The organism is Curtobacterium sp. MCBA15_004 (genome assembly GCF_001865055.2).
In the GTDB taxonomy this organism is placed as follows: domain Bacteria; phylum Actinomycetota; class Actinomycetes; order Actinomycetales; family Microbacteriaceae; genus Curtobacterium.
The window spans coordinates 668,503-693,210 of the sequence record NZ_CP126266.1; the positions used below are offsets into that span (position 1 = coordinate 668,503).

23 protein-coding genes are annotated in these 24,708 nt (G+C 70.5%); 12 read left to right on the top strand and 11 right to left on the bottom strand.

Going from position 1 to position 24,708, the window contains the following annotated elements:
* The first annotated feature begins 30 nt into the window (after positions 1-30).
* Positions 31-1,266, top strand: a complete 1,236-nt coding sequence (locus tag QOL16_RS03180) for a glycosyltransferase family 4 protein (RefSeq protein ID WP_254780312.1) — start codon at positions 31-33, stop codon at positions 1,264-1,266.
* Between the two features lie 38 nt (positions 1,267-1,304).
* Here the strand turns inward: QOL16_RS03180 and QOL16_RS03185 are convergent, their stop codons facing one another.
* Together QOL16_RS03185 and QOL16_RS03190 are read right to left on the bottom strand one after the other, a co-directional pair.
* Positions 1,305-1,733, bottom strand: a complete 429-nt coding sequence (locus QOL16_RS03185) for a serine O-acetyltransferase (RefSeq protein ID WP_175473132.1) — start codon at positions 1,731-1,733, stop codon at positions 1,305-1,307.
* Positions 1,734-1,797: 64 nt separating this feature from the next.
* On the bottom strand, positions 1,798-2,928 hold the full coding sequence (locus QOL16_RS03190) for a glycosyltransferase (RefSeq protein WP_254780314.1): 1,131 nt from the start codon (positions 2,926-2,928) through the stop codon (positions 1,798-1,800).
* Between the two features lie 273 nt (positions 2,929-3,201).
* Between QOL16_RS03190 and gmd the strand changes: the two genes are divergently transcribed.
* The 4 genes from gmd to QOL16_RS03210 all read left to right on the top strand — a co-directional run bounded on the left by gmd (position 3,202) and on the right by QOL16_RS03210 (position 8,018).
* Positions 3,202-4,230 (top strand): GDP-mannose 4,6-dehydratase, encoded by a 1,029-nt coding sequence (gmd, locus tag QOL16_RS03195; RefSeq protein ID WP_071249518.1) that lies wholly within the window; start codon positions 3,202-3,204, stop codon positions 4,228-4,230.
* Positions 4,230-5,201, top strand: coding sequence for a GDP-L-fucose synthase (locus tag QOL16_RS03200; protein WP_071285183.1), 972 nt, complete (start codon positions 4,230-4,232; stop codon positions 5,199-5,201). The genes gmd and QOL16_RS03200 overlap by 1 nt, the downstream gene beginning before the upstream one ends.
* A 37-nt stretch (positions 5,202-5,238) precedes the next feature.
* The gene (locus tag QOL16_RS03205; protein ID WP_071285182.1) at positions 5,239-7,059 is read left to right on the top strand and encodes a DUF4012 domain-containing protein; all 1,821 of its coding nucleotides are present in this window, start codon (positions 5,239-5,241) and stop codon (positions 7,057-7,059) included.
* 404 nt (positions 7,060-7,463) lie between these two features.
* Positions 7,464-8,018, top strand: a complete 555-nt coding sequence (locus tag QOL16_RS03210; protein ID WP_071285181.1) for a hypothetical protein — start codon at positions 7,464-7,466, stop codon at positions 8,016-8,018.
* 361 nt (positions 8,019-8,379) lie between these two features.
* Here QOL16_RS03210 and QOL16_RS03215 read toward each other — a convergent pair whose 3' ends face one another.
* A complete protein-coding gene (locus QOL16_RS03215) occupies positions 8,380-9,243 on the bottom strand; it encodes a VanZ family protein (protein ID WP_175473130.1) in 864 nt (287 codons plus the stop codon).
* 271 nt (positions 9,244-9,514) lie between these two features.
* Here QOL16_RS03215 and QOL16_RS03220 point away from each other — a divergent pair, with 271 nt between their 5' ends.
* Complete coding sequence (locus tag QOL16_RS03220; RefSeq protein WP_065961360.1) at positions 9,515-9,841, top strand: hypothetical protein; 327 nt, start codon at positions 9,515-9,517, stop codon at positions 9,839-9,841.
* Here QOL16_RS03220 and QOL16_RS03225 read toward each other — a convergent pair.
* Positions 9,825-9,980 carry a hypothetical protein gene (locus tag QOL16_RS03225; protein WP_171898738.1) on the bottom strand — a complete coding sequence of 52 codons (156 nt, stop codon included), beginning with the start codon at positions 9,978-9,980 and terminating at the stop codon, positions 9,825-9,827. The two genes, QOL16_RS03220 and QOL16_RS03225, sit on opposite strands and share 17 nt — an antisense overlap.
* Between QOL16_RS03225 and QOL16_RS03230 the strand changes: the two genes are divergently transcribed.
* Complete coding sequence (locus QOL16_RS03230; RefSeq protein ID WP_071249526.1) at positions 9,979-10,308, top strand: hypothetical protein; 330 nt, start codon at positions 9,979-9,981, stop codon at positions 10,306-10,308. The two genes, QOL16_RS03225 and QOL16_RS03230, sit on opposite strands and share 2 nt — an antisense overlap.
* Before the next feature lie 142 nt (positions 10,309-10,450).
* Here the strand turns inward: QOL16_RS03230 and QOL16_RS03235 are convergent, their stop codons facing one another.
* Together QOL16_RS03235 and QOL16_RS03240 are read right to left on the bottom strand one after the other, a co-directional pair.
* Positions 10,451-14,203, bottom strand: a complete 3,753-nt coding sequence (locus tag QOL16_RS03235) for a tandem-95 repeat protein (RefSeq protein WP_071285180.1) — start codon at positions 14,201-14,203, stop codon at positions 10,451-10,453.
* Between the two features lie 81 nt (positions 14,204-14,284).
* Positions 14,285-15,094, bottom strand: a complete 810-nt coding sequence (locus QOL16_RS03240; protein WP_071248657.1) for an SOS response-associated peptidase — start codon at positions 15,092-15,094, stop codon at positions 14,285-14,287.
* Between the two features lie 92 nt (positions 15,095-15,186).
* Here QOL16_RS03240 and QOL16_RS03245 point away from each other — a divergent pair, with 92 nt between their 5' ends.
* Entirely contained in the window at positions 15,187-15,573 is a 387-nt protein-coding gene (locus QOL16_RS03245; protein ID WP_071285179.1) for a YchJ family protein, read from the top strand.
* A 19-nt stretch (positions 15,574-15,592) separates the two neighbouring features.
* Here QOL16_RS03245 and QOL16_RS03250 read toward each other — a convergent pair whose 3' ends face one another.
* Positions 15,593-16,459 carry a shikimate dehydrogenase gene (locus tag QOL16_RS03250; protein WP_065961373.1) on the bottom strand — a complete coding sequence of 289 codons (867 nt, stop codon included), beginning with the start codon at positions 16,457-16,459 and terminating at the stop codon, positions 15,593-15,595.
* 69 nt (positions 16,460-16,528) lie between these two features.
* On the opposite strand from QOL16_RS03250, the gene QOL16_RS03255 reads away from it, so the two are divergent.
* Positions 16,529-17,545, top strand: a complete 1,017-nt coding sequence (locus QOL16_RS03255; RefSeq protein WP_071285178.1) for an iron-siderophore ABC transporter substrate-binding protein — start codon at positions 16,529-16,531, stop codon at positions 17,543-17,545.
* Between the two features lie 349 nt (positions 17,546-17,894).
* Here the strand turns inward: QOL16_RS03255 and QOL16_RS03260 are convergent, their stop codons facing one another.
* The gene (locus QOL16_RS03260; protein WP_083230137.1) at positions 17,895-18,302 is read right to left on the bottom strand and encodes a DUF1304 domain-containing protein; all 408 of its coding nucleotides are present in this window, start codon (positions 18,300-18,302) and stop codon (positions 17,895-17,897) included.
* A gap of 129 nt (positions 18,303-18,431) precedes the next feature.
* Here QOL16_RS03260 and QOL16_RS03265 point away from each other — a divergent pair, with 129 nt between their 5' ends.
* Genes QOL16_RS03265 through QOL16_RS03275 form a run of 3 tightly spaced genes read left to right on the top strand, consistent with a single transcriptional unit; the run spans position 18,432 to position 20,463 of the window.
* Positions 18,432-18,755, top strand: coding sequence for a chorismate mutase (locus QOL16_RS03265; protein WP_065961377.1), 324 nt, complete (start codon positions 18,432-18,434; stop codon positions 18,753-18,755).
* Positions 18,752-20,041, top strand: coding sequence for a beta-propeller fold lactonase family protein (locus tag QOL16_RS03270; RefSeq protein WP_071285177.1), 1,290 nt, complete (start codon positions 18,752-18,754; stop codon positions 20,039-20,041). Before QOL16_RS03265 ends, QOL16_RS03270 begins: the two co-directional genes overlap by 4 nt.
* A 2-nt stretch (positions 20,042-20,043) precedes the next feature.
* The gene (locus QOL16_RS03275; RefSeq protein WP_071285176.1) at positions 20,044-20,463 is read left to right on the top strand and encodes a GNAT family N-acetyltransferase; all 420 of its coding nucleotides are present in this window, start codon (positions 20,044-20,046) and stop codon (positions 20,461-20,463) included.
* Positions 20,464-20,499: 36 nt separating this feature from the next.
* On the opposite strand, the gene QOL16_RS03280 is transcribed toward QOL16_RS03275, so the two are convergent.
* The 3 genes from QOL16_RS03280 to purQ all read right to left on the bottom strand — a co-directional run bounded on the left by QOL16_RS03280 (position 20,500) and on the right by purQ (position 24,703).
* Positions 20,500-21,477 carry a 2-hydroxyacid dehydrogenase gene (locus tag QOL16_RS03280; RefSeq protein ID WP_071285175.1) on the bottom strand — a complete coding sequence of 326 codons (978 nt, stop codon included), beginning with the start codon at positions 21,475-21,477 and terminating at the stop codon, positions 20,500-20,502.
* A 110-nt stretch (positions 21,478-21,587) separates the two neighbouring features.
* Entirely contained in the window at positions 21,588-23,969 is a 2,382-nt protein-coding gene (gene purL, locus QOL16_RS03285) for a phosphoribosylformylglycinamidine synthase subunit PurL (RefSeq protein WP_253181593.1), read from the bottom strand.
* A 38-nt stretch (positions 23,970-24,007) separates the two neighbouring features.
* Positions 24,008-24,703, bottom strand: coding sequence for a phosphoribosylformylglycinamidine synthase subunit PurQ (gene purQ, locus QOL16_RS03290; protein ID WP_071285230.1), 696 nt, complete (start codon positions 24,701-24,703; stop codon positions 24,008-24,010).
* Positions 24,704-24,708 lie beyond the last annotated feature (5 nt).

A 24,708-nucleotide genomic window follows, 5' to 3' on the forward strand; every position in this document is an offset into this window, starting at 1 on the left:
CAGCAACGAAGCGACTGTTACTGTCCTCAGGTGTCGACCCGAGTGTCTGTCGTTATGTTCGCACAGAACTACGCACCTGAACCGAGCGGGAACGCTCCCTACGTCACCTCGCTCGCGGAAGGCCTCGTGGCCAGCGGACGGTTCGAGGTGCGTGTGATCACTGCTCATCCGTACTACCCCGACTGGCGCATCGCTCCAGGGTACGGCGAGTGGGCTCATGATGAAGAGCGGGCCGGAGTGACACTGCGCCGCAAGCTCCACTACGTGCCGCGCCGCCCGACTGCGGCTCGCCGGCTCCTGTCAGAGCTCTCCTTCGGCCTCAGGTCCGTGTTCACCAGATGGGGGCGGCCGGATGTCATCGTCCTCGTGTCTCCGAGCATGTTCGCCTGCGCTCTGACGATGATCCGAGCGCGTCTCCTCAGACCTCGGACGCCTGTCGTCACCTGGGTGCAGGACCTCTACACCCTCGGAGTCGCCGAGACGGGATCGGGTGCTGCCGCGGCCCGCTTGGTGGGGAGGGTCGAAGGAGCGCTCCTGCGGGCGGGCGCCAGGACCGTCGTCATCCACGACCGCTTCAGGCAGTCGGTGGAACGGCTCTTCGGAGTGCCGTCGGACCAGGTGGACGTCGTTCGCAACTGGACGCACATCGAGCCTGTCTCGTCGGATCGTCGTGCCGAGGCCAGAAGGAGGATTGGTTGGGCAGACGACGAGATCATTGCTCTGCACTCCGGGAACATGGGAGTGAAGCAGGGGCTGGAGACCGTCGTCCGAGCGGCTGCTCTGGTGAACGAAGAGGGGCCGAAGATACGTTTCGTGCTCCTCGGTGGAGGTAATCAACGGGACCGACTCGTGGCTGCCGGCGAGGGTGTTCCCGCGCTCGACTTCATAGCCTCGCTCCCGGACGAGGACTACGCGCTCGCCCTCGTCGCTGCCGATGTGCTCCTCGTGAACGAGCTTCCCGGCGTCTCAGGGATGGCGGTACCGAGCAAGCTGACTTCGTACTTCGCATCTGGTCGTCCGGTCGTGGCGGCAACCGATCCTGGCGGGGTAACTGCTGAGGAGATCGAGGCCTCCGGCGCTGGCCTGTGTGTCCCCGCGGGGGATGAGCGTGCGCTGCTCGCGGCGGTCGTCGAGATCGGGGCCGATGAAGAACGCGCGGAGACATTCGGACGTTCAGGCGTCGAGTACTACCGGAGGCTGCTGTCCCAAACTTCCGCCATGGATCACTTCGGGTCGGTGCTTGTCAGCGTCGTCAGCAAGGAATGATCTGAGGCCGATCCTCGTGTCTGCTCGTGTGTTCCGCATCAACGGATGCCGACCTTGCCAGCCGGCGCACCGGCCCAGATCTCGCCAGGCGGGATCGAATGTGTCACGACTGCATTCGCTCCGACAACAGCTCCCTCGCCGATCACCAGGATGCCGTCGCTGCAGAGGATCTTCGCGCCGGCTCCGATGATGGCGCCATCCTCCAGGACAAAGCCCTGCAGTGCGGACTCGCACTCCGGGCGCCACACGTCACCCCTGCCGATGGTGACGCCGTGGTAGAGCGTCACGTTTGCTCCGATCCGCGTCTTCGGGTGCAGAACGATCCCGAACCCGCGGTGCATGACTCGGAAGCCGGGTCCGATCTCGACGCTCTTCGGTATCTCGATCCCGTAAACGGCAAGTAGTTCCACGATCAGTCGGTGGAACGATCCGCGTCGAGCAGCGATGATGCGACCGACCAGTGTCATCTGTGGTTCCTCGAAATCTGTGTCACGCGACTGGATGGACGGACCTACGTACGTAGTACAGGTGTCAAGCTTCCGGTGTCCCCCGGCGGTCGCGCTTCGACAGGAGCGCCTCGATCGCAAGGAACATCGCAGAGATCGTGAAGTCCAGAGGGTATTCGTCTGCTCGAGCCTCGGCGGCGCGCGCGAGGCTGGAAGTCCGGACTGGATCGAGCGTGAGACCGACCAGTGCGGCTGCCATGGCTGGCGCATCAGGAGCGACGATCACGCAATCCTGGTCGGGGCGGAGGTATTCGAACTCCGGCGCGTGATCTTGTTGGGCACCTGCCACGATGGGTAGACCGAGGACGAGGCTTTCAACTGCGATGAGACCGACTCTGCCGGGATTGAAGATCGCCGTGCAGACTCGTGCCATCCGAGCCTTGACGGCATCGTCTGCGTACCCGACCAGGACGATCTGCCCACGGTCCCTGGCGGGGTGCAGGAGATGTTCCAGCGCTCCTTTCCCGGCCACCACGAATCGGATGTTCGACCTCGAAGCCCACAGGTGGTCGAGCGTCGAAACAAGGAGATCGATTCGCTTGCTTTCATCGAGCCCACCGATCACCGCGAAGAGGGGGCCGGAGAGATCGCCGAGATCCGCTCTCACATCGTTCTCCGGGCGTTCACGCTCCGCCAGAACTGCGCGCCGCAGGGACGTCGTGTCCACAGTGTTCATGACTGCTGTCACATCGTCGACTCGTGCGCCGTATGCGACGGCTGTTTCGATTCCTGTCTCCGTGTAGGCAAGAACGTGGTCTGCTCGTCGCACCTGCCAAGCTCGCAGCCAGCGGAGCAACGTCCGGTCGCGCGCGACGTAACTGCCGACGTGGCCCCAGACGCCGACCGGAAGACGCCCGAGCAACGCCCTGTACGAGGCGAGAGACCCAGCAGCGAGTTCCACGATGACAGCGTCTGCTCCCTTCCACACACGCGGGGACGGGGCCAATCGGACGGTGAACGCCCCGAATCTCACCGATCTGCTCTTGTAGAGATGCTCCTTTGTCGAGCTCAAGCCGACCGCATCGCCGCGGACGGCCTGCCCCCGCTGAGGCTGACCCGAGACGATGATCAGCTCGTGCCCGTGTTCGCGCAATCGGTCGCTAAGCCCTTCGAAGAGCGGCTGACGGTACTTCGGCACGTACGGCTGCACGATCATCACCCGAGCCATCGCAGGCCCCCTTGCCCGTCTCGGTCGGCACCTTCGGCTGATACCTGAGCATCCGACAAGGAACACACTAGGGCGCGCGGCCTCTCGGACCTCCAGTTTGAGACTCACGACAACGTCATCGCTTCGGGAGGCGTCGCCACTCCTGGAGCGCGATGCGACTCCCCGGGTTCACACTTATTCGAGTGACGCTCGCGCACTCCGTATGCTCGTGCTCACACCGAGTGCACCGTCGTCGCGCTCGGCCGACGAAGTGGGGAACGGTTGACCAAGCGCGCACTCATCACGGGCATCACCGGGCAGGACGGGTCGTACCTGGCCGAGCTGCTCCTCCGCAAGGGGTACGAGGTGCACGGGGTCATCCGTCGTGCGTCCACGTTCAACACCTCGCGGATCGACCACCTGTACGTCGACCCGCACAACCCCGATGCCAAGCTGTTCCTGCACTACGGCGACCTCGGTGACGGTGCACGCCTGGTGAGCCTGCTCGGAGAGCTGAAGCCGGACGAGGTCTACAACCTCGCCGCCCAGTCGCACGTGCGGGTCTCGTTCGACGAGCCCGAGCACACCGGTGACGTCACCGGTGTGGGCTCGATGCGCATGCTCGAGGCGGTCCGCATGTCGGGCATCCACACGCGGTTCTACCAGGCGTCGTCGTCCGAGATGTTCGGCGCGACCCCGCCGCCGCAGCACGAGGAGACGCCGTTCTGGCCGCGTTCGCCGTACGGCGCCGCGAAGGTCTACAGCTACTGGGTGACCCGGAACTACCGCGAGGCCTACGGCATGTTCGCGGTCAACGGCATCCTCTTCAACCACGAGTCCCCGCGCCGCGGCGAGACGTTCGTGACCCGCAAGATCACCCGTGCCGTCGCACGCATCAAGGCCGGGCTCGAGGACCACGTCTACCTCGGCAACCTCGACTCCGTCCGCGACTGGGGCTACGCCGCGGAGTACGTCGAGGGCATGTGGCGGATGCTGCAGGTCGACGAGCCTGACGACTTCGTGCTCGCGACCGGGGGCAACTTCACCGTCAAGGACTTCCTGTCGACCGCGTTCTCGCACGCCGGGCTGAACTGGGAGGACCACGTGCGGTTCGACGAGCGGTACCTGCGTCCGAGCGAGGTCGACGCCCTGGTCGGTGACGCCTCGAAGGCCAAGGAGAAGCTCGGGTGGGAGGCGACGGTCGACACGGCCGAGCTCGCCCGCATCATGGTCGACGCCGACATCGAGGCGCTCGAGCACGAGGGTCGCCCGTGGATCGACACCGTGAAGCTCGCGAGCTGGGAGTCCTGATGCCCGAGACCACGTTCACCCCTGGCCCCCTCGACCGGTCTGACCGGGTCTACGTCGCCGGACACCGCGGACTCGTCGGCTCGGCGGTGACCCGCAAGCTCGAGGCCGAGGGGTTCACCGACGTGATCGGCCGGACGTCCTCGGAACTCGACCTGAAGGACCGCGGGGCCGTCTTCGACTTCTTCGCGAGCGAGCGGCCGAAGCACGTCGTCCTCGCCGCGGCGAAGGTCGGCGGCATCCTGGCGAACAACACGTACCCGCACGACTTCCTCAGCGAGAACCTGCAGATCCAGGTCAACGTCATGGACGCCGCGGTCGAGCACGGCGTCGAGCGCCTCGTCTTCCTCGGGTCCTCGTGCATCTACCCGAAGATGGCTGATCAGCCGATCCACGAGGACGCCCTGTTGACCGGGCACCTCGAGCCGACCAACGACGCGTACGCCATCGCGAAGATCGCCGGCATCCTCCAGGTGCAGGCGGTGCGTCGTCAGCACGGTCTGCCGTGGATCTCCGCGATGCCGACGAACCTCTACGGGCCCGGCGACAACTTCTCGCCGACGGGGTCGCACGTCCTGCCCGCGCTGATCCGCCGGTACGACGAGGCGGTGAAGAACGGCGTCGACACGGTCGAGAACTGGGGCACGGGGACGCCGCGGCGCGAGTTCCTGCACGTCGATGACATGGCCGCTGCGGTCTTCCACCTCATCGAGCACTACGACGGCCCCGACCAGGTGAACGTCGGAACCGGCTCCGACGTCACGATCCGCGAGATCGCCGAGACGATCGCGAAGGTCGTCGGGTTCGAGGGCGAGACGATGTGGGACTCGTCGAAGCCCGACGGCACACCCCAGAAGCTGCTCGACGTGTCGAAGTTGGCCGAGGCCGGCTGGACGGCGCAGATCGGGCTCGAGGACGGCCTGCGGAGCACGATCGACTGGTTCCACGCGCACGCCGACTCGATCCGCCAGTGACCCTGATCGGACATGAGGAACCCGTAGTATCGAGCCCATGTCCGACCAGCCCGAGTCGCGACGCGCTGCTGCACCCCGGGGGAACAGGGCCCGGACCGTGCTGTGGATCGTCCTGGCCGTCGTCCTCCTGCTGATCCTCGCCGTCGCCTGGGTGGGGGTGCGCGGGGTGCTCGCGAAGGGGCACCTGGAGAACGCCGTCGCCGACGTCGGCACGCTCCGCTCGCAACTCGGCAGCGGCGACACCGACGGTGCGCTGAAGACCGCCTCCCACCTGCAGGACGAGGCCGGCGCGGCGCGGTCCCTGACCGCCGATCCGATCTGGGGCGCGTCGCAGTACGTACCGTTCTTCGGGACGAACCTGCGTGCCGTCCGTCAGGTCTCCGTGGTCGTCGACGACATCGCGACCGGTGCCATCAAGCCGGTCTCCGGCGTCGTCGGTGAGGTCGGCACCGACTCGTTCGCGCCGAAGGACGGCAAGGTCGACCTCGAGCCCCTCGTGCGTGCCCAGGCACCGGTGCAGCAGGCGGCGACGACGATCGACAAGGCGAAGCAGGACGCCGACGCGATCGACGTCAGCGGGACGCTGTCGCCGGTCACGTCCGCGGTCGACCAGCTCCGGAACGCGCTGCAGACCGTGTCGAGCCAGGTCGACGTCGCGAACCGGGTCGTCCAGCTCGCCCCGGCGATGCTCGGTCGTGACGGTGATCGCCGGTACCTGCTGCTCTTCCAGAACAACGCGGAGCTCCGTGCCGGAGGCGGGATCCCCGGCGCCGTGGCCCTGCTCAACGTGCAGGACGGCGGCATCGCGTTGCAGGACCAACGGTCCGGCAGTTCCTTCGGCCCGTACCCGGAGTCCGTGTTGCCGCTCGACGACGGCACGAAGGGCCTGTACGGGGACATCACGGGTCGCTACATGCAGGACGTCACGCTGACGCCGCGGTTCGACGTGTCCGCGACGCTCGCGCGTGAGATGTGGAAGCGCGAGACCGGCACCGAGGTCGACGGTGTCCTCGCGATGGACCCCGTTACGCTCGGCTACCTGCTGCAAGCCACGGGCCCGGTGCAGCTCCCGACCGGCGACACGCTGAACTCGGACAACGCGGTACCGCTGCTGCTGAACGAGGTGTACGCCCGGTACCCGAACCCGGCGGTGCAGGACGCGTTCTTCGCCTCCGCCGCGAGCTCGGTGTTCCAGAAGATCTCGAGCGGGGGGTTCGACGCGAAGCAGTTCATCGCGGCGCTGACGAAGGCGTCGGGCGAGGACCGGCTGCGACTGTGGAGTGCTGACAGCGGCGAAGAGCGGCTCATCGCCGGCACGTCGCTGGCAGGCCAGCTGCCGACGGTGTCACGGGAGACCCGCCAGTTCGGCGTCTACTTGAACGACGGCACCGGGTCGAAGATGGACTACTACCTGCAGAAGACGATCTCGGTCGGGTCGTCGGTCTGTCGCAAGGACGGACTCCCGACCTCCGCGGTCGAGGTCACCATCACGAACACGGCCCCGGCCGACGCGGCGACGAGCCTGCCGAATTACGTCACTGGCGGCGGCGCCTTCGGGACCGAGCCCGGCAAGATCAAGACGCTCATCGCGGTCTACGCGCCGAAGAACGCGATCTTCCTCGGTGCCTCGCAGGACGGCAAGGCGGTCGGCGCGCAGACCGCCATCGACGACGGCCACCCGGTCGCACAGCTCCGGACGGTCCTGGCGCCGGGCGAGAGCGCGACCTTCCGGGTCGCGTTCCTCGGCGAGGTGCAGGACGCGAAGGCAGGCACCGAGGTGCTGTCCACGCCGGGCGTCCAGCAGTCGAAGACGCTGCCGCTGCGCTTCGACTGCGCCACGCCGGTCCCGCAGGGCTAGCGCGAACCATAGGACTCCGCCGGTCGTCAGTCGGCGAAGTCTCGGCGTGTTGCTCCGCAGAACGCAGTCGACCCCGTCCCCAAAATGGGGGGTGTCCGCGCAATCTGAGTACTTGCGACAACCGGGACCTCGACGGCCAGCGGACCATCAGCATGATCGAAGCCCGCCGTGAACTGGGATTTCTGTTCCAAACTACGGAGTGTCCAGCGGCTATGGCCCGCCTGGCTGCGTTTCCTCTTTGTAACGGGGCGAAGAACTTTCGGATCTGGTGGCAACAACCTGAGGATTCCCGCTAGATTGAGGGAACTTCGCCATAGCAAGTGCGTTCACCACGTGGCTTGCGAGCGGTGCACGGGCTCTGGGTGTCAGGGTCTGAAGGATCAGATCACTAGGGGAACCACTTCATGAAGAAGCTCATCGCCGCTGCCGTCCTCGCGGGCGCAGCGTTCATCGCCGTCCCGACCGCGGCCAACGCTGCCGGCTACACGCCGGACTCCGACGTGTCCGTCTCGGGTTCCTACACCGCCGGCGGCACCGCCACCGTCGCGTTCACCAAGGGTGCGTTCCAGAACAACGAGGCCGTCCGCGTCCAGGTCACCGGTGCCGGCAACGTCACCCTCGGTGCCCTGCCCGTCGCGACCACCTCGCGGAACTACACCGCGAACGCCGACGGCTCGCTCACCGTGCGCGTCACCTTCCCGGCCGGCGGCTCGGGCACCTACAACCTCACCGCCACCGGTGCGACCTCGGGTGTCACCGGCTTCGCCAACTTCACCATCGTCCCGGCCGGCGCGACCTCGGTCGCCGCCAACGGCAACTCCGGCACCCCCGGTCAGCTCGCCTTCACCGGTGGCACCATCTCCACCCTCGGCCTCTGGGCAGCCGGTGGCGCCATCGTCCTCGGTGGCGGCCTGCTGGTCGTCCGCAAGTCGGTCCGTCGCCAGCGCGAGACCGTCTGAGCCTCGCTCCACTGAGAAGGACCCCCGGCACCTCGGTGCCGGGGGTCCTTCCTCGTTGTCGGCGCGCTCCGCACCGATGATCGATCAGGCGACCACCAACGCGATCGCCACGACGGCGACCACCGCCAGCGGCGCGACGATCCACAACCACCACGGGAACATCGAGGGCGGTCGGTACGGGCGGCGTTCGGGTCGGGCCATGCGCTGACGGTAGATCACGTGTGTTTCCGACAGGTGCGCTCCGAGCACATCTCCAGCCGCCGGTGCCGATGCCGGGCAGGGCTGCGAACGGCCTCAGCAGGATGCACCCCGCAACACCGGGCCACGACGGGCACGCGACCACGACCGGTCGCGCCGCCGGTCACGACCGGTCCCGCACCCGCCCCAGCACCACGATCCCGGCCAGCACCCCGAGCACCGCGCCCGACGTGTTCGCGAGCACGTCGTCGACCGACGCGAACCGCGCCGGCAGGAACAGCGCCTGCACGGTCTCGATGCACACGCTCACGACGAAGCCGCCGGCCATGCCCACCCACCAGCGCCGGGCACCCAACAGCAGCACGGCCAGGAACCCGAACGGCGCGAAGAAGACCACGTTCGCGGTGAACTCGACCGCGTCGTACCCGAGCCAGGTCGGCGCCCCGAGCCGGTGTCCGGCCGCGATCGCCCGCGTCAGCCACGGCTGGATGCCGCCGTCGACGGGGGAGCCCGCGGTCGCCACCAGGACCACCACGACCGCGTAGCAGGCCGCCAGCGTCCAGGCGACGCGCTTGCTGCGCACCGAGGCGTGCGCGGCCCGCTCGCGCGCGTGCACGGCCGCGTCGAGGAGCGCACCGACCGCGACGCCCACGAGCCCCGCGACCAGGACGGACCGGAAGCGGTCGACCCGCGCGTCGGCGTGCGCCGCCGCGAGCACCGCCAGCACCAGGACGAGCAGACCGCTCACGACCGCGCGCTGCCGCACCCGGTCCGGCCGGGAGGCGCGGCTCGCCCCCGCCAGCAGCAGCGGCAGCGGGGTGGTCACCGCCGTCACCGCCATCGCGAGCGCGAACCGCTCGTCGACGGCCAGGGTGCCGTGTCCGAGCGCGCGGAGCGCGCCCGCCGCGTGCGCGGCGACGGTCCGCAGCGTCTCCGACACACCGGGCACGAGGAGGAGGGCGACCACGAGCACGACGGCCGCGCACAGCACGATCCGCACGAGTGTCGTCCTCCGCGCAGTGGTCACGGGACCCGACCGTACTGTGCCGTGCCTCCCGGCCGTCGCGGCGACCCCACGACCGCGCGAGCCGACCTCCGGATGGTTCATCCGCGGAACGAGTACCCCGTTTTCCTGCTGTACCCCGCTTCGGGGCACGCGAAGCCCGGGAATCCGGGGCTGTCCCCCGGGCCGCATTGGTGCGAACCGTGAATCGGCGGGCCTCGCTGGCGTCGGACGGGGTCGGTCTCGTAGGTTTCAGGTGTCAGCAGATGTACCCCGGATCGCGAAGGAGAGCGACATGAGCACCACCGTCACCACCGACACCCGCGCTGAGGTCACCCTCGACACGGAGACCGTCGACATCATCGCGATCCTCGAGGCAGAAGCCGAGCACGCCGGCCGCGCCTCCCGTGCCAAGACCACGTGGACCCAGGAAGACCAGGGCGAGTGGGTCGCCACGTACGGCGGCTACTTCGGCGGCAGCGTCGACAAGCGCGACGGCCGTTACGTCGCCTCCGACACCTTCGGGCTCGTCGTGGGTGAGTTCGCGACCCTCGAAGAGGCCCAGACCAAGCTCGCTGACCAGCTCCACGTGATGCTGCCGGCGGTCATCCGCCCGCTCTGATGCCGAGCGACCATCCCGGTCCGCCACCCGGCGGACGCGACAGGAGCACCCTCATCTCCACCAGCAGTGCCAGCACCACCAGCAGTGCGCGCACCACCCGTACCACCAGCCACACCCCGAACCGCAGGAGCAGTACCATGAGCACGATCGTCGCCGACCGCGAGCAGTCCGCGATGACCGTGGACACGGCGACCATCGAGGTCATCACCGGCATCGCCGCCGGTGTCGTCTCCGCGGACGCTCCGAGCCGCGCGCACGTCGTGTGGTCGGAGGCCGACAGTGGCCTGTGGGCCGCGAACTACGGCGGCTACTACGGGGGAGTGGTGGACCAGCAGGGTGCGCACTTCTTCGTGTCGGACACCTACGGGCAGTACGTCGGCGACTTCCGGTCGCTCGACGAAGCCCAGGACCGTCTGGCCGAGCGGCTCCACGAGCTGCTGCCCGACGTGCGACGCACGCTCGTCTGAACCGCTGGACTGCTGACCCGGTGATCAGCTGACGCAACGCCGGAGGGCCGGGGACACGATCACGTGTCCCCGGCCCTCCGGCGTTCTGCGTCCCGTCCGGGTCAGCGTGCCGTCGCGGGGCGGCGGCGGTGTCTCGTCCGGGTCAGGGTGCCGTCGCGGTGCGGCGGCGGTGCAGCAGCACCATGCCGATCCCGATCGCCATGAGCACGAACGAGGCGACCAGGCCCGGCCACAGCACGTCCGAGCCGGTGAAGGCCAACCGGTCGCCGCTCGGCATGGTGACGACCACGCCGCCGCCCGGTGCCGGGTTCTGCGCGAGGCCCGGGACGGCCGCGAAGGTCACCGCGAGCGTCGCGGTGGCGCGGCTGCCGTCCTGGTCGGCGACCGAGTAGTCGACCGTCGCGGTGCCGACGTACCCGGCGACCGGCGTGAAGGTGACCGTGCCCGTGGGTCGGACCGTGAAGGTGCCCTCGGACGGGACCGTCACGGTGCCGACGAGCGTGCCGGTGCTCGGGTCGACGAGTCGGACCGACGACGGGTCGAGCGGGGTCGTGCCCGCCTTGTCGTTGCCGAGGACGTCGACGTTGATCCCGGTGCCGGGCTCGCCGGCACGGTGGTCGTCTGCGGCGGTGGGCGGGGTGCCCACCGTGACGGTCATGACCGCGTCGCTGGTGTGGCCGTCGACGTCCTGGATCCGGTAGTTCCCCGACGTCGGGCCCGAGAAGCCGGCCGCCGGCGCGAAGGAGACCGCACCGTCGACGGCGTCGACCGACCAGGTACCGACCCGCGGCACCGCGATGCGGGAGACCGAGGCCCGAGAGGCGTCGAGGAGCAGCACGCGGGTGCGCATGATCGGCGTCGCGACGTTGCCCGCCTCGTCGTTGCCGAGGACGGACATCGTCACGGTCGTGCCGCTCGGGGTCGTCGCCCAGTCGTCGTGCGCCGTCGGGCTGACCGACGTGACGGTGACGGCGATGGTCGCCGTGGCCGTCGCCTTCCCGGTGTCGGCGACCCGGTAGGTCACCGGTGTGGTCGTGCCGACGCTGCCCGGTGCGGGGGTGAACGTCACCGAGCCGGTGGACGGGTCGACCACGTACGTGCCCTCCGCGGGGACCGTGAGCGTCCGACCGTCGGCCGACGCCGAGGCGCCGACGGGCTGGCCGGCAGCGGGGAACACCACGCTGGTCGGGTCGATCGGGGTGCCCTTCGCGACGCCGGGGACGTCGTTGCCGAGGACGTCGATCGACACCGGGGTGTTCTGCTCGGTCGTGGCGGTGTCGTCCTGCGCCGCCGGGCCGACCGGGGTGACCGTCGCGGTGATCGTCGCGGTCGCCGGGTGGCCGTCGACGTCGGCGACCCGGTAGGACACGGGCGTCGTCGTGCCGCGGAAGGTCGGCTCGGGGGTGAACGTGACCTTCCCGGTCTTCGGGTCGATCACGTACGTGCCCTCGCCGGGGACGGTCAGCTGCTTGCCGTCCGTGCTGACGGTGCTGGCCCCGGTGCCGGTGCCGGTGCTGATCGCGGTGCCGGTGCCGGTGCTGACCGCGGTGCCGGTGCCGGTGCTGGCTCCGGTTCCGGTGGTGCCGGTGAACGTCACCGAGGTCGGGTCGAGCGGGGTCGCCGCGTTGCCCGCGGTGTCGTTGCGGAGGACGTCGATCGTGGTCGAGTCGCCCTGCGCGAGGGTGACGGTGTCGGCGGTCGCGGTCGGTGCGACGGCGGTGACCGTGACGGTCAGCGTGCCGGTGCCGGTCGCGCCGCCGGTGTCACCGACCTGGTAGGTCATGGGCGTCGTGGCGCCGGTGGAGCCCTGCGCCGGGGTGAAGGTGATCTTCCCGGTGGTCGGGTCAGCGGCGTACGTGCCCTGGCCGGGGACCGTCATTTGGCGGCCGTCGGTGCTCGTGGTGGCACCGGCTGGCTGTCCGGTGCTCGGGAAGGTGACCTTCGTCGGGTCGACGGCACTCCCGCCCTGCACGCCTGGAGCGGCGTCGCGGACGACGTCGACCGTGGTCAGGGTGTTCTGCTGCGTCGTGGCGGTCTCGTTCGTGACCGTGGGGCCGACGGCGTCGACCCGGACGGTGATCGTCGCGGTGGACGTCGCCCCGTCGGCGTCGGCGACCCGGTAGCTGACCGGGGACGCGGTGCCGCGGAAGGACGGGTCCGGGGTGAAGGTGACCTTGCCGGTCGTCCGGTCGATCGTGGACGTGCCCTGGCCGGGGATCGTCACCTGCCGGCCGTCGGTGGAGACCTGCGCGCCCTTCGGCTGGCCACTCGTGGGGAACACGACGCTCGAGGCGACGGTGCTGCCCTGGTCGTTCGCGAGGACGTCGATCGTCACGGCCGCACCCTGGGTGGTCGTCGCGGAGTCGGGCTGCGCGTTGCCCTTGTACGTCACGGCGATCTGGCCGGACGTCTGGGCGCCGTGGGTGTCGGCGACCGTGTAGGTCACCGGGGTCGGGTTCCCCGTGGCGCCGCTCGCCGGCGTGAACGTGACCGTGCCCGACTGCGGGTCGACGGTCCACGTGCCCTCGCCGGGGACGGTCAGCTGCTTGCCGCCGTTCGACACGGTCGAGCCCGGCGTGTTCGGGGTGAGCGTGACAGTGGTCTTGTCGATGGTGCCGACGGAGCCCTGCAGCGGGTCGACGGTCACCGGCTGGCCGGCGGTGTTGCCCGTCGACGAGGTGTTCGTGACGGTCGGCTTGGGCGGGTTCGAGAACACGCACTGCACGTCGCCGCCGCCCGCGGGGACGGTGAAGGTCGCCGTGGTGCCCGTCCCCTGTGCGACGGTCGCGCCACTGACCAGGTCCGTGCACGTGTACGTCGTGTCGTAGGCGTTCGGGTCGGTCGTGCTGTTCCCCGGGGTCTGGTCGACCGTGTAGGTCTTGCCGGGCAGCAGGATGATCGGGCCGACGGTGACGGTGTCGGTTCCCGGAGTCGTGGTCCCGCTCACCGGCGTCGGGATGCCCCCGCCGCTGATGGTCGTGGTCAGCTCGTCGCTCGGCTTCGCACGGCCCTCGTCGAAGCCGCCCTGCGACTGGCCGGTGGACGGGAGCGCACGCGATCCGAGGTCGTACACGTTCAGCGCCGTGGTGCCGGAGCGGATCGACTTCGCCGGGCTGACGGCGCCGGTGACCGGGTCCACCTGCATGTAGGTGTTCGCACCGGACCCGCTGATGTAGATGTAGCCGTCGTCGCCGAACGCCAACGAGGTGAGGTTGACCGACGTGCCGATCGCCGGTCCGACCGGCGTGGCCTTGGTGCTGTCGGAACCGAGGTCCGCGGCGTTCACGCGGTACACCTGAGCGGACTTCGTGCCGCTCGAGATGAAGTACATGTTGCCCTGGCGGTCGAACGCGAGGTCGCCCGCGCCGCCCGGAGGGGTCGTGGTCGGCTTGACCGACACGGCCTTCGACGCGACGAGGCCGGTCGCCGGGTCGTAGTACAGGAACGTGAAGAGGTTCGTGTTCGTGTCCAGACCGCCGAAGTAGAACCGTCCGGTCTTGGGGTCGACGCCACCCATCTGGGTCGCGACCGTCGGGGAGCTCGGCCGGGGGATGGTCTTGAACGTCTCGGTGGACGCGGTCCACTGGAAGATGTTCGAGCCGTTGGTGAAGAACGCCGTGCCGCCGTCACCGGAGACGCCGAGCTGGTTCAGCCCGGTCACCTTCCCCGGGGACGTGATGAACGGTGCGGCCGCGCCGCTCGCGCGGTCGATCGAGTAGATGGTCGAGTCGCCGTTCACGGTGGCGTACAGGCCGGACACGGGCAGGTTGGCCATCGCGGAGGCCGTCATCGGGCTCAGGAGCGCTGCGCTCCCGGCGACGAGTGTCGTTGCGATGGTCCCGGCGACCAGCCGGAGGGTTCGGCGGCGCGGTCGGGCGCGGTGCGAGGAGGGCACGGGTGTTCCTTCGTCATGCATGGTCGTGTCGGGTACACGACCGTTCATCACGATAGGGGGACAGGACCGTCCAGCTGGGGCTCAGGAGGGGTGCGAGCTGTCCCCAAAGAGGGGGACCGAGGTGTGCCCAGAGCGGGGGGCCGTCGCGTCCCGTGGGCCGCTGTCCACGGGCTCGATCAGGTGCGGCCCGTCGTTCCGGACGCTGTTCACCGTGCGGGCGACCTCGTACTGCTCCAGGCCCGCGGCGACCTCGAGCGACTCGTGGTCGAGCAGGGCGAGCAGGTCGTCCGGGGCCAGCCCGCCGTCGAGCCAGTCGTCGTAGCCGTCAGGGGTCAGGAACGCCGGCATCCGGTCGTGCACCTCGCCCGGGGCCACGTGCGCGTCGCGGGTGATGATCGCCAGGGACAGCCGCCACTTGTCCGGGTCGTCCTCGGGCTTGGTCGGGTCGGGCCAGGCGCTGACCACCCCGGCCATCGCCAGGGCGCCGCCGGGCTCGTGCACGAAGTGCGGCTCCTTGCCGTCCTCTCGGACCACCCACTCGTAGTAGCCGAGCGCCGGCACGATGCACCGGTTCGTCGCGAACGCCCGCTTGAACATGCCGCTCGTCGCGACGGTCTCGATCCGGGCATTGATCGGCTTCGGTCGCTGCTTCTGGAAGTCCTTCGCCCAGCTCGGCACGAAGCCCCAGCTGATCTGCGGCAGCTCGCGCTCCCCGTGGCGCTGCCGGACGGCGTACACCGGGTCGGTCGGAGCGACGTTCCAGCTCGGAGCGAGGCCGGTGTGCACCTCGCCCGTGGCCTGGTCGACGTGCTCGGTGCGCGCGGCGAGCTCACCGACGAGCTCGGGCAGCAGATCGGCCGTGGTGTCGGTGACGACGAACCTTCCACACATGCGCCCAGTGTGCCCGCCGGGACCGACAGCCGTGCCGGTTCGCCGCGCTGCTGCCGTGCCGTGCAGGACGGCTCCGCTGCTACCGTGCCGTCGTGGTCACGGACGAGACGCGCTGCCCCTGCCTGAGCGGCAACCCCTACGGCGAGTGCTGCGGCCCCCTGCACGCAGGTGCCGTCGCCCCGACCGCCGAGCGGCTCATGCGCTCCCGGTTCAGCGCGTTCGCCCTCGGCCTTCCGGAGTACCTGCTGCTGAGCTGGCACCCGAGCACCCGCCCGGACGAGCTGAAGCTCGACCCGGCGCAGCGGTGGACGCGGTTGGACGTCGTCGCCACCCGGTCAGGAGGCCCGTTCGACTCCCGGGGCACGGTCGCGTTCCGCGCGTGGTGGCGTTCCGACGACGAGCGCGGCACGCTCGAGGAGACGAGCGAGTTCGTCCGCGAGCAGGGCCGCTGGTTCTACCTCGACGGCGTCGTCGGCTGACGTCCGGTCGTCCGCAGGCTCAGGCGCCGATCGTCTCCGGCAGCCCGACCGCGACACGCATCGCTCGTCGCACGGCCGCCTCGTCGGGCAGCAGCTGGTCCGGGTCGCCGGTCAGGAAGAACCGGATCTGCCCGATCGCCTGCTCGGTGAGCATGTCGAGACCGCTGAGCACGCGACCGCCCGCGTCGGCCCAGCGCTGCGCGGCCACGGTCGGCCACGGCTCGTAGGCGACGTCGAACAGCACCGCGTCCGGCCCCGCGGGCACCAGCTCGAGGGAGTCCGCCGCACCACCGGGCAGCGTCGACACGACGAACCCGTGCCGGGTGCCCGGCAGGTCGGCGATCGACAGGACGTCGAGTGTCACGCCGAGCCGGACCGCCAGCTCGACCAGGGGCGTGGCCTTGGCGGGGTCGCGCAGGAACAGCCGAACGGCGACCGCGCCGAGCCGGACCGCCGCGGTGAGGGCGCTCGTCGCGGTCGCGCCGCCGCCGAGGATCGTGGCCTCGCCGGGCAGGTGTCCGAGGGCCTCGACCGGTCGGACGATGCCCTCGACGTCTGTGTTCACGCCGGCGAGGACGACCCGGTCGCCCTCCTGGCGGAACGCGACCGTGTTCGCGACGCCGAGCTGGTCGACGAGCGCGCTCGCGCGGTCGAGCATCGGGACCACGTCCCGCTTGAGCGGCATCGTCAGGCTGAGCCCGCGCCAGTCCGGACCCAGCCCCGCGACGAACGCGTCGAGCCCGCCGGACGCGACCTCGTGCCTCCCGTACGTGAAGGGGACCCCGAGCACGGCGTAGGCCGCTGCGTGCAGCGTGGGCGAGAGCGAGTGCGCGACGGGGGAGCCGAGGACGGCCAGCCGGGTGCGGTCGGGGTCTGCGTACTCCACGGTCCGGAGCCTATCCGGGTCGACCGGACGACCGGGCCAGCGACGGTTTCTTAGGGTAGCCTCACCTGCGTGACCCGTACCTCCCCCTCGTCGCGCCGCTTCCGGCGCGTGCTCGCCGCAGCCGGCGCCGTCGTCGCCGCGTCCCTCGTCCTCGCCGGCTGCAGCTCCGGCTCGTCGACGGGCTCCGCCTCGGACGACGCCACCGGTTCGTCCGGCGCGTTCCCCGTCTCCATCACGACCGCACTCGGCACGACCGAGATCCCGTCGCAGCCGAAGCGCGTCGTCGCCCTCGGCTGGGGTGACGCCGAGACGGCGCTCGAGCTCGGCGTGCAGCCGGTCGGCGCGAGCGACTGGCTCGCGTTCGGTGGCGACGGCGTCGGCCCGTGGCTCAAGGGGAAGTACACGAAGAAGCCGACGATCATCCAGACGCTCGAGCCGAGCTACGAGCAGATCCTCAAGCTCAAGCCGGACCTGATCCTCGACACCAAGGGCTCCGGGGACAAGGACCGCTACAGCAAGCTGTCCGCGATCGCGCCGACGGTCGCGATCCCGAAGGGCGGCGAGAACTACCTGACGACCACCGAGCAGCAGGTCGACCTCGTCGCGAAGGCGCTCGGCAAGCAGTCCCAGGGCAAGCAGCTGCTCGCCGACCTCGACGACTCGTTCGCGGCGGCGAAGAAGGCCCACCCGGAGTTCCAGGGCAAGACCGCCGTCGTCGGCGCGTACACGTCCGAGGGGTTCAGCGCCTACGCGTCGAACGACTCCCGCTCCACGTTCGTGCGGAACCTCGGCTTCACCATCCCGAAGGCGATCGACCAGCAGGCCGGTGACGCGTTCTCGGTGAAGCTCTCCGAGGAGAACCTCGACCTGCTCGACGCCGACCTGACGATGATCCTGCCGATCTACGTCGACGCGTCGAAGGCCGAGGCGGACCCGCTCTTCCAGAAGGTGCCGTCGGTGCAGGCCGGGCACGACATCGTGGTGAGCGACGCGGACGTCTCGTCGGCGTTCTCGCTCGGCACGACCGCGGCGATCGAGTGGGCGCTCGACCGCCTGCCGGACGAGATGGCGAAGAAGGTCGGCTGAGCCGGTCCGGCCGGGGGGCCGGCCGTCCCGGGATTGAGCAGAAGACGTCGGGTCGCGGTGTGCGACTCGACGTCTTCTGCTCATTCCAGGGGGCCGGGCGTGACCGGCTGCCGGACGGGAGGCGCGGTGCGGGCTGGCACCGCGCCTCCCGTCCGTCCCGGGGGTGCGTCGGACTGGGTACGGCCGTCTTTGGGGGTCCCGCCGCCCCGGAGGTCCCGCCCTCCCGGGATTGAGCAGAAGACGTCGGGTCGGGGTGTTCGACTCGACGTCTTCTGCTCAATCCACAGGGCCGGGCGGGACCAGGTGGCGGACGGCAGCCCGTGACCGACGCCCGAGCGCGGGGGGCGGGCTAGGACGCGGGGAAGGTGGAGCCGAGGAACGCGAAGAGCAGGGTGATCAGGGGCAGGGCGCCCTGCACGAAGGCCGAGTTGAGGTACCGACGCCCGGTGCCGGCGAGGACGACCGCGGCGCCGAGCATGCTCGCGGTCGAGAACACCACGAGGGTCCACCCGGTGGCGCCGTTGCCCGCGACGACGAGCACGACACCGAGGACCGCGCCGATCGCGAGGAACAGGTTGTAGAAGCCCTGGTTGAAGGCGAGGGCGCGGGTGGCCTGCGCCTCGGTCTCGTTCGCGATGCCGAAGACCCGGCGGACGCGAGGACTGCTCCACGCGACGGACTCGAGGACGAAGACGTACACGTGGACGAGGCCCGCGAGGACCGCACACACGCTCGAGATCACGAGCAGGACCGACATGGCCTCCATCCTCCCACCGCCGGAGGAGTGCTCACGCTGCGGGGCCGGGCGCGGGGGAATGCCGACGGCGGTGGGTCGTCGGGTGCGGGGGGCTGCCGACGGCGGTGGGGTCGCCGTTAGGCTCGGAGCATGAGCGCCGACGAGTCCACGCCCGCTGTCGATCCCGCCGCTGCCGAGGAGCTCGCGGGCATCCGCCAGAGCATCGACAACATCGATGCCGCCGTCATCCACATGCTCGCGGAGCGCTTCAAGTACACGCAGCGTGTCGGGTACCTCAAGGCCGAGGCGGGCATGCCGGCGGCGGACCCGGGGCGTGAGCGGGTCCAGGTGGCGCGGTTGCGACAGCTCGCGGCGGACGCGCACCTCGACCCGGCGTTCGCGGAGAAGTTCCTGAACTTCATCGTCGCCGAGGTCATCCACCACCACGAGCGCATCGCGGGCGGCGCCCAGTGAGCGACGGCCGCGGGGTCGATGATCCGGTGCCGGTGCCGGTGCCGGTGCCGGTGCCGGTGCTCGACGACCTGCACCTGCTCGTCGGGTCCTACACGGCCACGGGCGGCGGCACCGGGACGGGCATCTCGGTCGTGCACGGCACCGAGGCCGTGACGGCCGCGGTGATGGACGACCCGTCGTTCCTCGCGGTGTCGGAGGACCGGGTGTACGCCGTGGCCGAGACCGCCGACGGCACGGTGTCCGCATTCCGGTACGCCGACGGTGCGCTCGAGCACCGGTGGGACGCCTCGGCGGGTGGGGATGCGCCGTGCCACGTGCGGGTCGACCCGTCCGGAGCGCTCGTCGTCACGAACTACGTGTCCGGGACCGTCACGGCGATCGGTCTCGAGGCGGCGGAGGCGGCTGTGTCCGGTGGCGCGGGCGGGGTCGGCGGAGCCGGCACTGTCGGTGCTGGCGGGGCCGGTGCTGGCGCTGGTGCTGGGATGGCCGGTGGCGTCGGTGCTGGCGCCGCCGCTGCTCCGTCCGCTGCTGTCCACGGCAGCGGGGACCGGGTCGTCGTACCCGAGTCCGCCGTCGTCACCGGGATCCTGCCCGACGTCGAGGGTCCGGTCGAGGACCGCCAGGAGGGGCCGCACGCCCACCAGTCGATCGCGACGCCGGAGGGCACGGTGCTCGTGGCCGACCTCGGCGGCGACGCGCTGCACGAGTTCCGGGTGACCGCGGAGCCGGCGATCGAGCTCGTCCGGGTGCACCACCTCGGACCCGGGGTCGGGCCGCGGCACATGGCGTGGCTGCCCGCCGGTGCCGGTCGCCCTGGTGCTGGTGCTGGTGCTGGTGCTGCTGCCGGTGCGGCCGCTGCTGCCGGTGGCGGTGTCGACCTGATCGTCGCGGGGGAGCTCGACGGTCGCGTGTACCGGTTGCGTCGGGACGAGGGCGGCGCGTTCGTGCCGGTCGCCTCGGTCGCAGCGTTCGAGGGCCCGGTCGGCGACTCACTGCTCAGCCACGTCGAGGCCGACGCGGCCGGTCGGGTCCTGGTGGCCGTCCGCGGTCGGGACCTGCTCGTCGTGCTCGACACCGCCGACGACGGACTGTCGGTCGTCGGGAGTGCCTCGTCGGGTGGGGTCTGGCCGCGACACTTCGCCCAGGTGCCCGGCTACGTGCTCGTGGCCAACCAGATGTCCGACGCGATCGCGGTCCTGCCCGTCGGTGAGGACGGGGTGCCCGGCGAGGCGGTCGCGCAGATCGCCGTCGGCAGCCCCGCCTGCATCGTCCCGATGGGGTCCTGACCGTGTCCGTCGCCGCACCGTACAAGCTCGTGGTCGGCGCTCCGCCGCTCGATGACTACCTGCGCCTGCGTCGGGATTCCGGGCTGTCGCCGAAGCAGCCGGAGCAGGGCGCGGGAGCGATCGCCGGCAGCTGGTCCGCCTGCCACGTGGTGGACGCGGACGGGACGTCGGTGGCGATGGGCCGGACGATCGGCGACGGCGGGTGGTACTTCCACATCGCCGACATCGCGACCGATCCCGCGCACCAGCGGCAGGGCCTCGGGCGGGCGGTCGTCGAGTGGCTCGTGGCCGACGTCCGGGCGCGGGCACCGCAGGGTGCGTACATCACCCTCGTCGGGGATCCACCCGGGCAGCGGCTGTACCGGTCGCTCGGGTTCGAGGACGTCGCGCCGAGCCTCGGGATGGCGCTGCCGCCGGAGTGAGCGGCGCGGTGGCGCGGGGTGCGGTGACGCGGGTGGTCAGCCCTCGACGAGGTTGTCGAACGGGCGGCCCTCGGCCAGCGCGGCCACCTGGCGGCGCATCAGCTCGAGGGTCCGCGGCATGCTGAGGTCCGTGTTGCCGCCCACGTGCGGCGTCAGCACCGTGTTCGGCGTCGTCCACAGCGGGTGCCCGGCCGGGAGCGGCTCGGGATCGGTGACGTCGAGCGCCGCCGACAGCCGACCGCTCATGAGTTCCGCGACGAGCGCATCGGTGTCGACGACCCGGCCACGGGCGACGTTCACCACGAGCGCGCCGTCGGGCAGCGCCCCGAGGACGCCCGCGTCGACGAGCCGGTCGGTCTCGTCGGTGAGCGGGGTGATGAGGACGAGCACGTCCGTGTCCCGCGCGATGGCGGGCAGGTCGGTGAACGCGCGGACCTGCCGGCCGTCCTGCTCCCGCGCGGTGCGGGCGACGACGGTGACGGGGCAGCGCATCGCCTCGAACCGGGTCGCGATCGCCGAGCCGATCGCGCCGTAGCCGACGACCGTCACGCGGCGGTCGGCGAGGGAACGGGTCTCTCGTGCGTCCCACACCCCGGCCGCACGGTCGGCCTGGAACGCAGCGATCTCCCGGAGGGACGTCAGCGCGAGCCCGACCGCGAGCTCGGCGGTCTCGTCGTCGTGGATGCCGCGGCCGTTCGCCAGGGCGGCGTGACCCGGCACGTGGGGCACCGCGTGCTCGTACCCGGCGCTCGGCAGCTGCAGCAGCCGGAGGTTCGGCAGGTCGTGGACGTACTGCCACCGGTGCCGACCGGCGAAGTAGAACGGCAGGAGCGTGACCGCGACGTCTTCCGGTCGGTCGTACGGCGACTCGACGTCCCACACGTCGAGTTCGACCCCGTCCGGCACGGGGCCGAACCGGTCGACGAGTTCGGCGAAGGGGAGTGTGACGACGACCGCACGCCCTCCGGCCTGCGTGTCGGGCTGGTCGGAGGGCGTGCGGTCGTCGGTCGTCACGTGCTGGTGCTCCCGTTCGTCGTCGGTGCGCTCGTGCTGTCGGGCGTGGTCGTGCCGCTGGGCGTGGTCGTCAGCCGACGGGTGCGGTCGTCAGCTGACGGGCGCTGACGTCAGCTGTCGGTCCGCGGCGAGAAGGCGCCGTCGGAGTCGAGCGGTCCGCGACCCACGTAGCCCTCGGTGACGTCCTCGGTGATGACGTCGCCGAAGCGTGCGGGGAGCGTCGCGCCGTGCGTCGCACGGAGCTCGTCGAGGGTGACCTCGAACGCGTCCTGCACCTCGAGGGAACCCGAGGCGGCGTCCGTCACGCCGATGCGCAGGACCGGGAAGCCCCGACCGACGCAGAGGCCCTGGAAGCGGACGTCGTCCTCGCGGCGGACCGTCACGATGACCCGGCCCGTCGACTCGGAGAACAGCGCGGTCGCCGTGTCCACGCCGTCGCGCGTCTCGAGCTCGTCGAGGACCACGCGGGCGCCGAGGCCGAACCGCAGCACCGACTCGGCGAGGCTCTGCCCGAGGCCGCCGTCCGCCAGGTCGTGGGCGCTCGTCAGCAGCTGCTCGGACGAGGCCGCGTGCAGGAGGTCGGCCAGCGCCTTCTCGTTCTGCAGGTCGACCGCCGGGGGACGACCGCCGAGGTGCCCGTGCACGGTGCCGGCCCACGCGGAGCCGTCGAGCTCGAGGCTCGTCGTGCCGAGCAGGTAGATGTTGTGGCCGTCGTCCTGCCACCCGGACGGGACGCGCAGGGCGACGTCCTCGATGATCCCGAGCACGCCGACGACGGGCGTCGGGTGGATCGGGGTCGTGCCCGTCTGGTTGTAGAACGACACGTTGCCGCCGGTGACCGGGATGCCGAGCTCCATGCAGCCGTCCGCGAGGCCCTCGACGGCCTCGGAGAACTGCCACATGACCTCGGGGTTCTCAGGGGAGCCGAAGTTCAGGCAGTCGGTGACCGCGGCGGGGACGGCACCGGTGACGGCGACGTTCCGGTAGGCCTCGGCCAGGGCCAGGCGCGCGCCCTGCTTCGGGTCGAGCTGGCAGTACCGGCCGTTGGCGTCGGTCGCGACCGTGACGCCGAGCCCGGTCTCCTCGTCGACGCGGATCATGCCGCCGTCGTCGGGGAAGGACAGCGCGGTGTTGCCGAGCACGTAGGTGTCGTACTGGTTCGTGACCCAGTTCTTCGACGCCAGGTTCGGGGAACCGAGCAGCTGCAGGAACTGCGCCTTGAGCGCGGGGCCGTCGGCCGGGCGGTCGAGCGACGCGGCGGTGTCTGCCTGCAGTGCATCGATCCAGGTCGGGTACGCGACCGGGCGGTCGTACACCGGGCCGTCGACGGCGACCGTGCGCGGGTCGACGTTCACGATCTCCTGGCCCTGCCAGTCGATGACGAGTCGGCCGGTGCCGGTGACCTCGCCCAGGACGCTCGTCTCGACCTCCCACTTGTCGACGACCGCGAGGAACGCGTCGAGCTTGTCGGGACGGACGACGGCCATCATCCGCTCCTGGCTCTCCGACATGAGGATCTCCTCGGCGGTGAGCGTGGGGTCACGGAGCAGGACGTCGTCGAGCGAGATGTGCATGCCGCCGTCGCCGTTGCTCGCGAGCTCCGAGGTCGCGCAGGAGATGCCCGCCGCACCGAGGTCCTGGATGCCCTCGACCAGGTCGTCCTGGAACAGCTCGAGGCAGCACTCGATGAGGACCTTCTCGGCGAAGGGGTCGCCCACCTGGACGGCCGGGCGCTTGGTCGGGCCGCCCTCGGTGAAGGTGTCCGACGCGAGGATCGACGCGCCGCCGATGCCGTCGCCACCCGTGCGGGCACCGAAGAGCACGACCTTGTTGCCCGCGCCGGAGGCGTTCGCGAGGTGCAGGTCCTCGTGGCGGAGCACGCCGACGGCGAGGGCGTTGACGAGCGGGTTGCCCTGGTACACCGGGTCGAAGTAGGTCTCGCCGCCGATGTTCGGCAGGCCGAGGCAGTTGCCGTAGAACGAGATGCCGCCGACGACGCCGTGGACGACGCGCTGCGTGTCGTCGTGGTCGATCGCGCCGAAGCGGAGCTGGTCCATCACGGCGACCGGACGTGCGCCCATCGAGATGATGTCGCGGACGATGCCGCCGACGCCGGTCGCGGCGCCCTGGTACGGCTCGACGTACGAGGGGTGGTTGTGCGACTCGACCTTGAAGGTCACCGCCCAGCCGTTGCCCACGTCGACGACACCGGCGTTCTCGCCCATGCCGACCATGAGGTTCTTCGTCATCTCCGGCGTGACCTTCTTGCCGAACTGCCGGAGGTAGTTCTTGCTCGACTTGTACGAGCAGTGCTCGGACCACATCACCGAGTACATGGCGAGCTCGCCCGAGGTGGGGCGGCGGCCGAGGATCTCGCGGATCTTCGCGTACTCGTCGGCCTTGAGCCCGAGCGCCTCGTACGGCTGTTCCTTGTCGGGCGTCGCGGCGGCGTCCTGGACGGTGTCGGGCTTCGGGCGAACGTGGGTCGTCACGGTGTTGTCGTTCCCTGTCACTGGAGTCGGCGTCGCGGTCACTTGACCAGCGTCGACTCGATCACGGAGGTGAAGAAGGTGAGGCCGTCCGTGCCGGAGGCCATCGCCGCGCGGGTGTCGGGTCCGAACCCGGCTTCCGTCGCGTGCTCGGGGTGCGGCATGAGGCCGACGACGTTGCCGCGCTCGTTCGAGACGCCCGCGATGTCGTCGATCGACCCGTTCGGGTTCACGCCGACGTAGCGGAACACGACCTGGCCGTTGTCCTCGATGCGCTTGATCTCGTCGGCGTCCGCGACGAAGCGGCCGTCGGCGTTCTTGAGCGGGATCGTGATCTCCTGCGCGGCGTCGAAGCCGGAGGTCCACGCGGTGCCGGCGTTCTCGACGCGGAGCTTCTGGTCGCGACGGATGAACTGCTGGTGCGCGTTGCGCGTGTGCGCCCCCGGGACCAGTCGGGCCTCGGCCAGCATCTGGAAGCCGTTGCAGATGCCGAGCACGGGCATGCCCTTGTCGGCGGCGTCGATGACCTCGGCCATGATCGGGGCCTTCGCCGCGATCGCACCGGCGCGGAGGTAGTCGCCGTACGAGAACCCGCCGGGGAGGATGATCGCCTCGACGCCCTGCAGGTCGTGGTCGCCGTGCCAGAGGGCGACGGGCTCGCCGCCGGCCAGTCGGACCGCGCGCTGGGCGTCGCGGTCGTCGAGTGAGCCGGGGAACGTGACGACGCCGATGCGCATCCGGG

Excerpts from the sequence above, each read along its gene's own strand:
- QOL16_RS03185 (WP_175473132.1), bottom strand. The coding sequence starts at position 1,733 with ATGACACTGGTCGGTCGCATCATCGCTGCTCGACGCGGATCGTTCCAC.
- QOL16_RS03230 (WP_071249526.1), top strand. The coding sequence starts at position 9,979 with ATGAGCACGATCGTCGCCGACCGCGAGCAGTCCGCGATGACCGTGGAC.
- QOL16_RS03260 (WP_083230137.1), bottom strand. The coding sequence starts at position 18,302 with ATGTCGGTCCTGCTCGTGATCTCGAGCGTGTGTGCGGTCCTCGCGGGC.
- QOL16_RS03205 (WP_071285182.1), top strand. The coding sequence starts at position 5,239 with ATGTCCGACCAGCCCGAGTCGCGACGCGCTGCTGCACCCCGGGGGAAC.
- QOL16_RS03265 (WP_065961377.1), top strand. The coding sequence starts at position 18,432 with ATGAGCGCCGACGAGTCCACGCCCGCTGTCGATCCCGCCGCTGCCGAG.
- QOL16_RS03240 (WP_071248657.1), bottom strand. The coding sequence starts at position 15,094 with ATGTGTGGAAGGTTCGTCGTCACCGACACCACGGCCGATCTGCTGCCC.
- QOL16_RS03220 (WP_065961360.1), top strand. The coding sequence starts at position 9,515 with ATGAGCACCACCGTCACCACCGACACCCGCGCTGAGGTCACCCTCGAC.
- QOL16_RS03190 (WP_254780314.1), bottom strand. The coding sequence starts at position 2,928 with ATGATCGTGCAGCCGTACGTGCCGAAGTACCGTCAGCCGCTCTTCGAA.
- QOL16_RS03225 (WP_171898738.1), bottom strand. The coding sequence starts at position 9,980 with ATGGTACTGCTCCTGCGGTTCGGGGTGTGGCTGGTGGTACGGGTGGTG.
- QOL16_RS03210 (WP_071285181.1), top strand. The coding sequence starts at position 7,464 with ATGAAGAAGCTCATCGCCGCTGCCGTCCTCGCGGGCGCAGCGTTCATC.
- purQ (WP_071285230.1), bottom strand. The coding sequence starts at position 24,703 with ATGCGCATCGGCGTCGTCACGTTCCCCGGCTCACTCGACGACCGCGAC.
- QOL16_RS03200 (WP_071285183.1), top strand. The coding sequence starts at position 4,230 with ATGCCCGAGACCACGTTCACCCCTGGCCCCCTCGACCGGTCTGACCGG.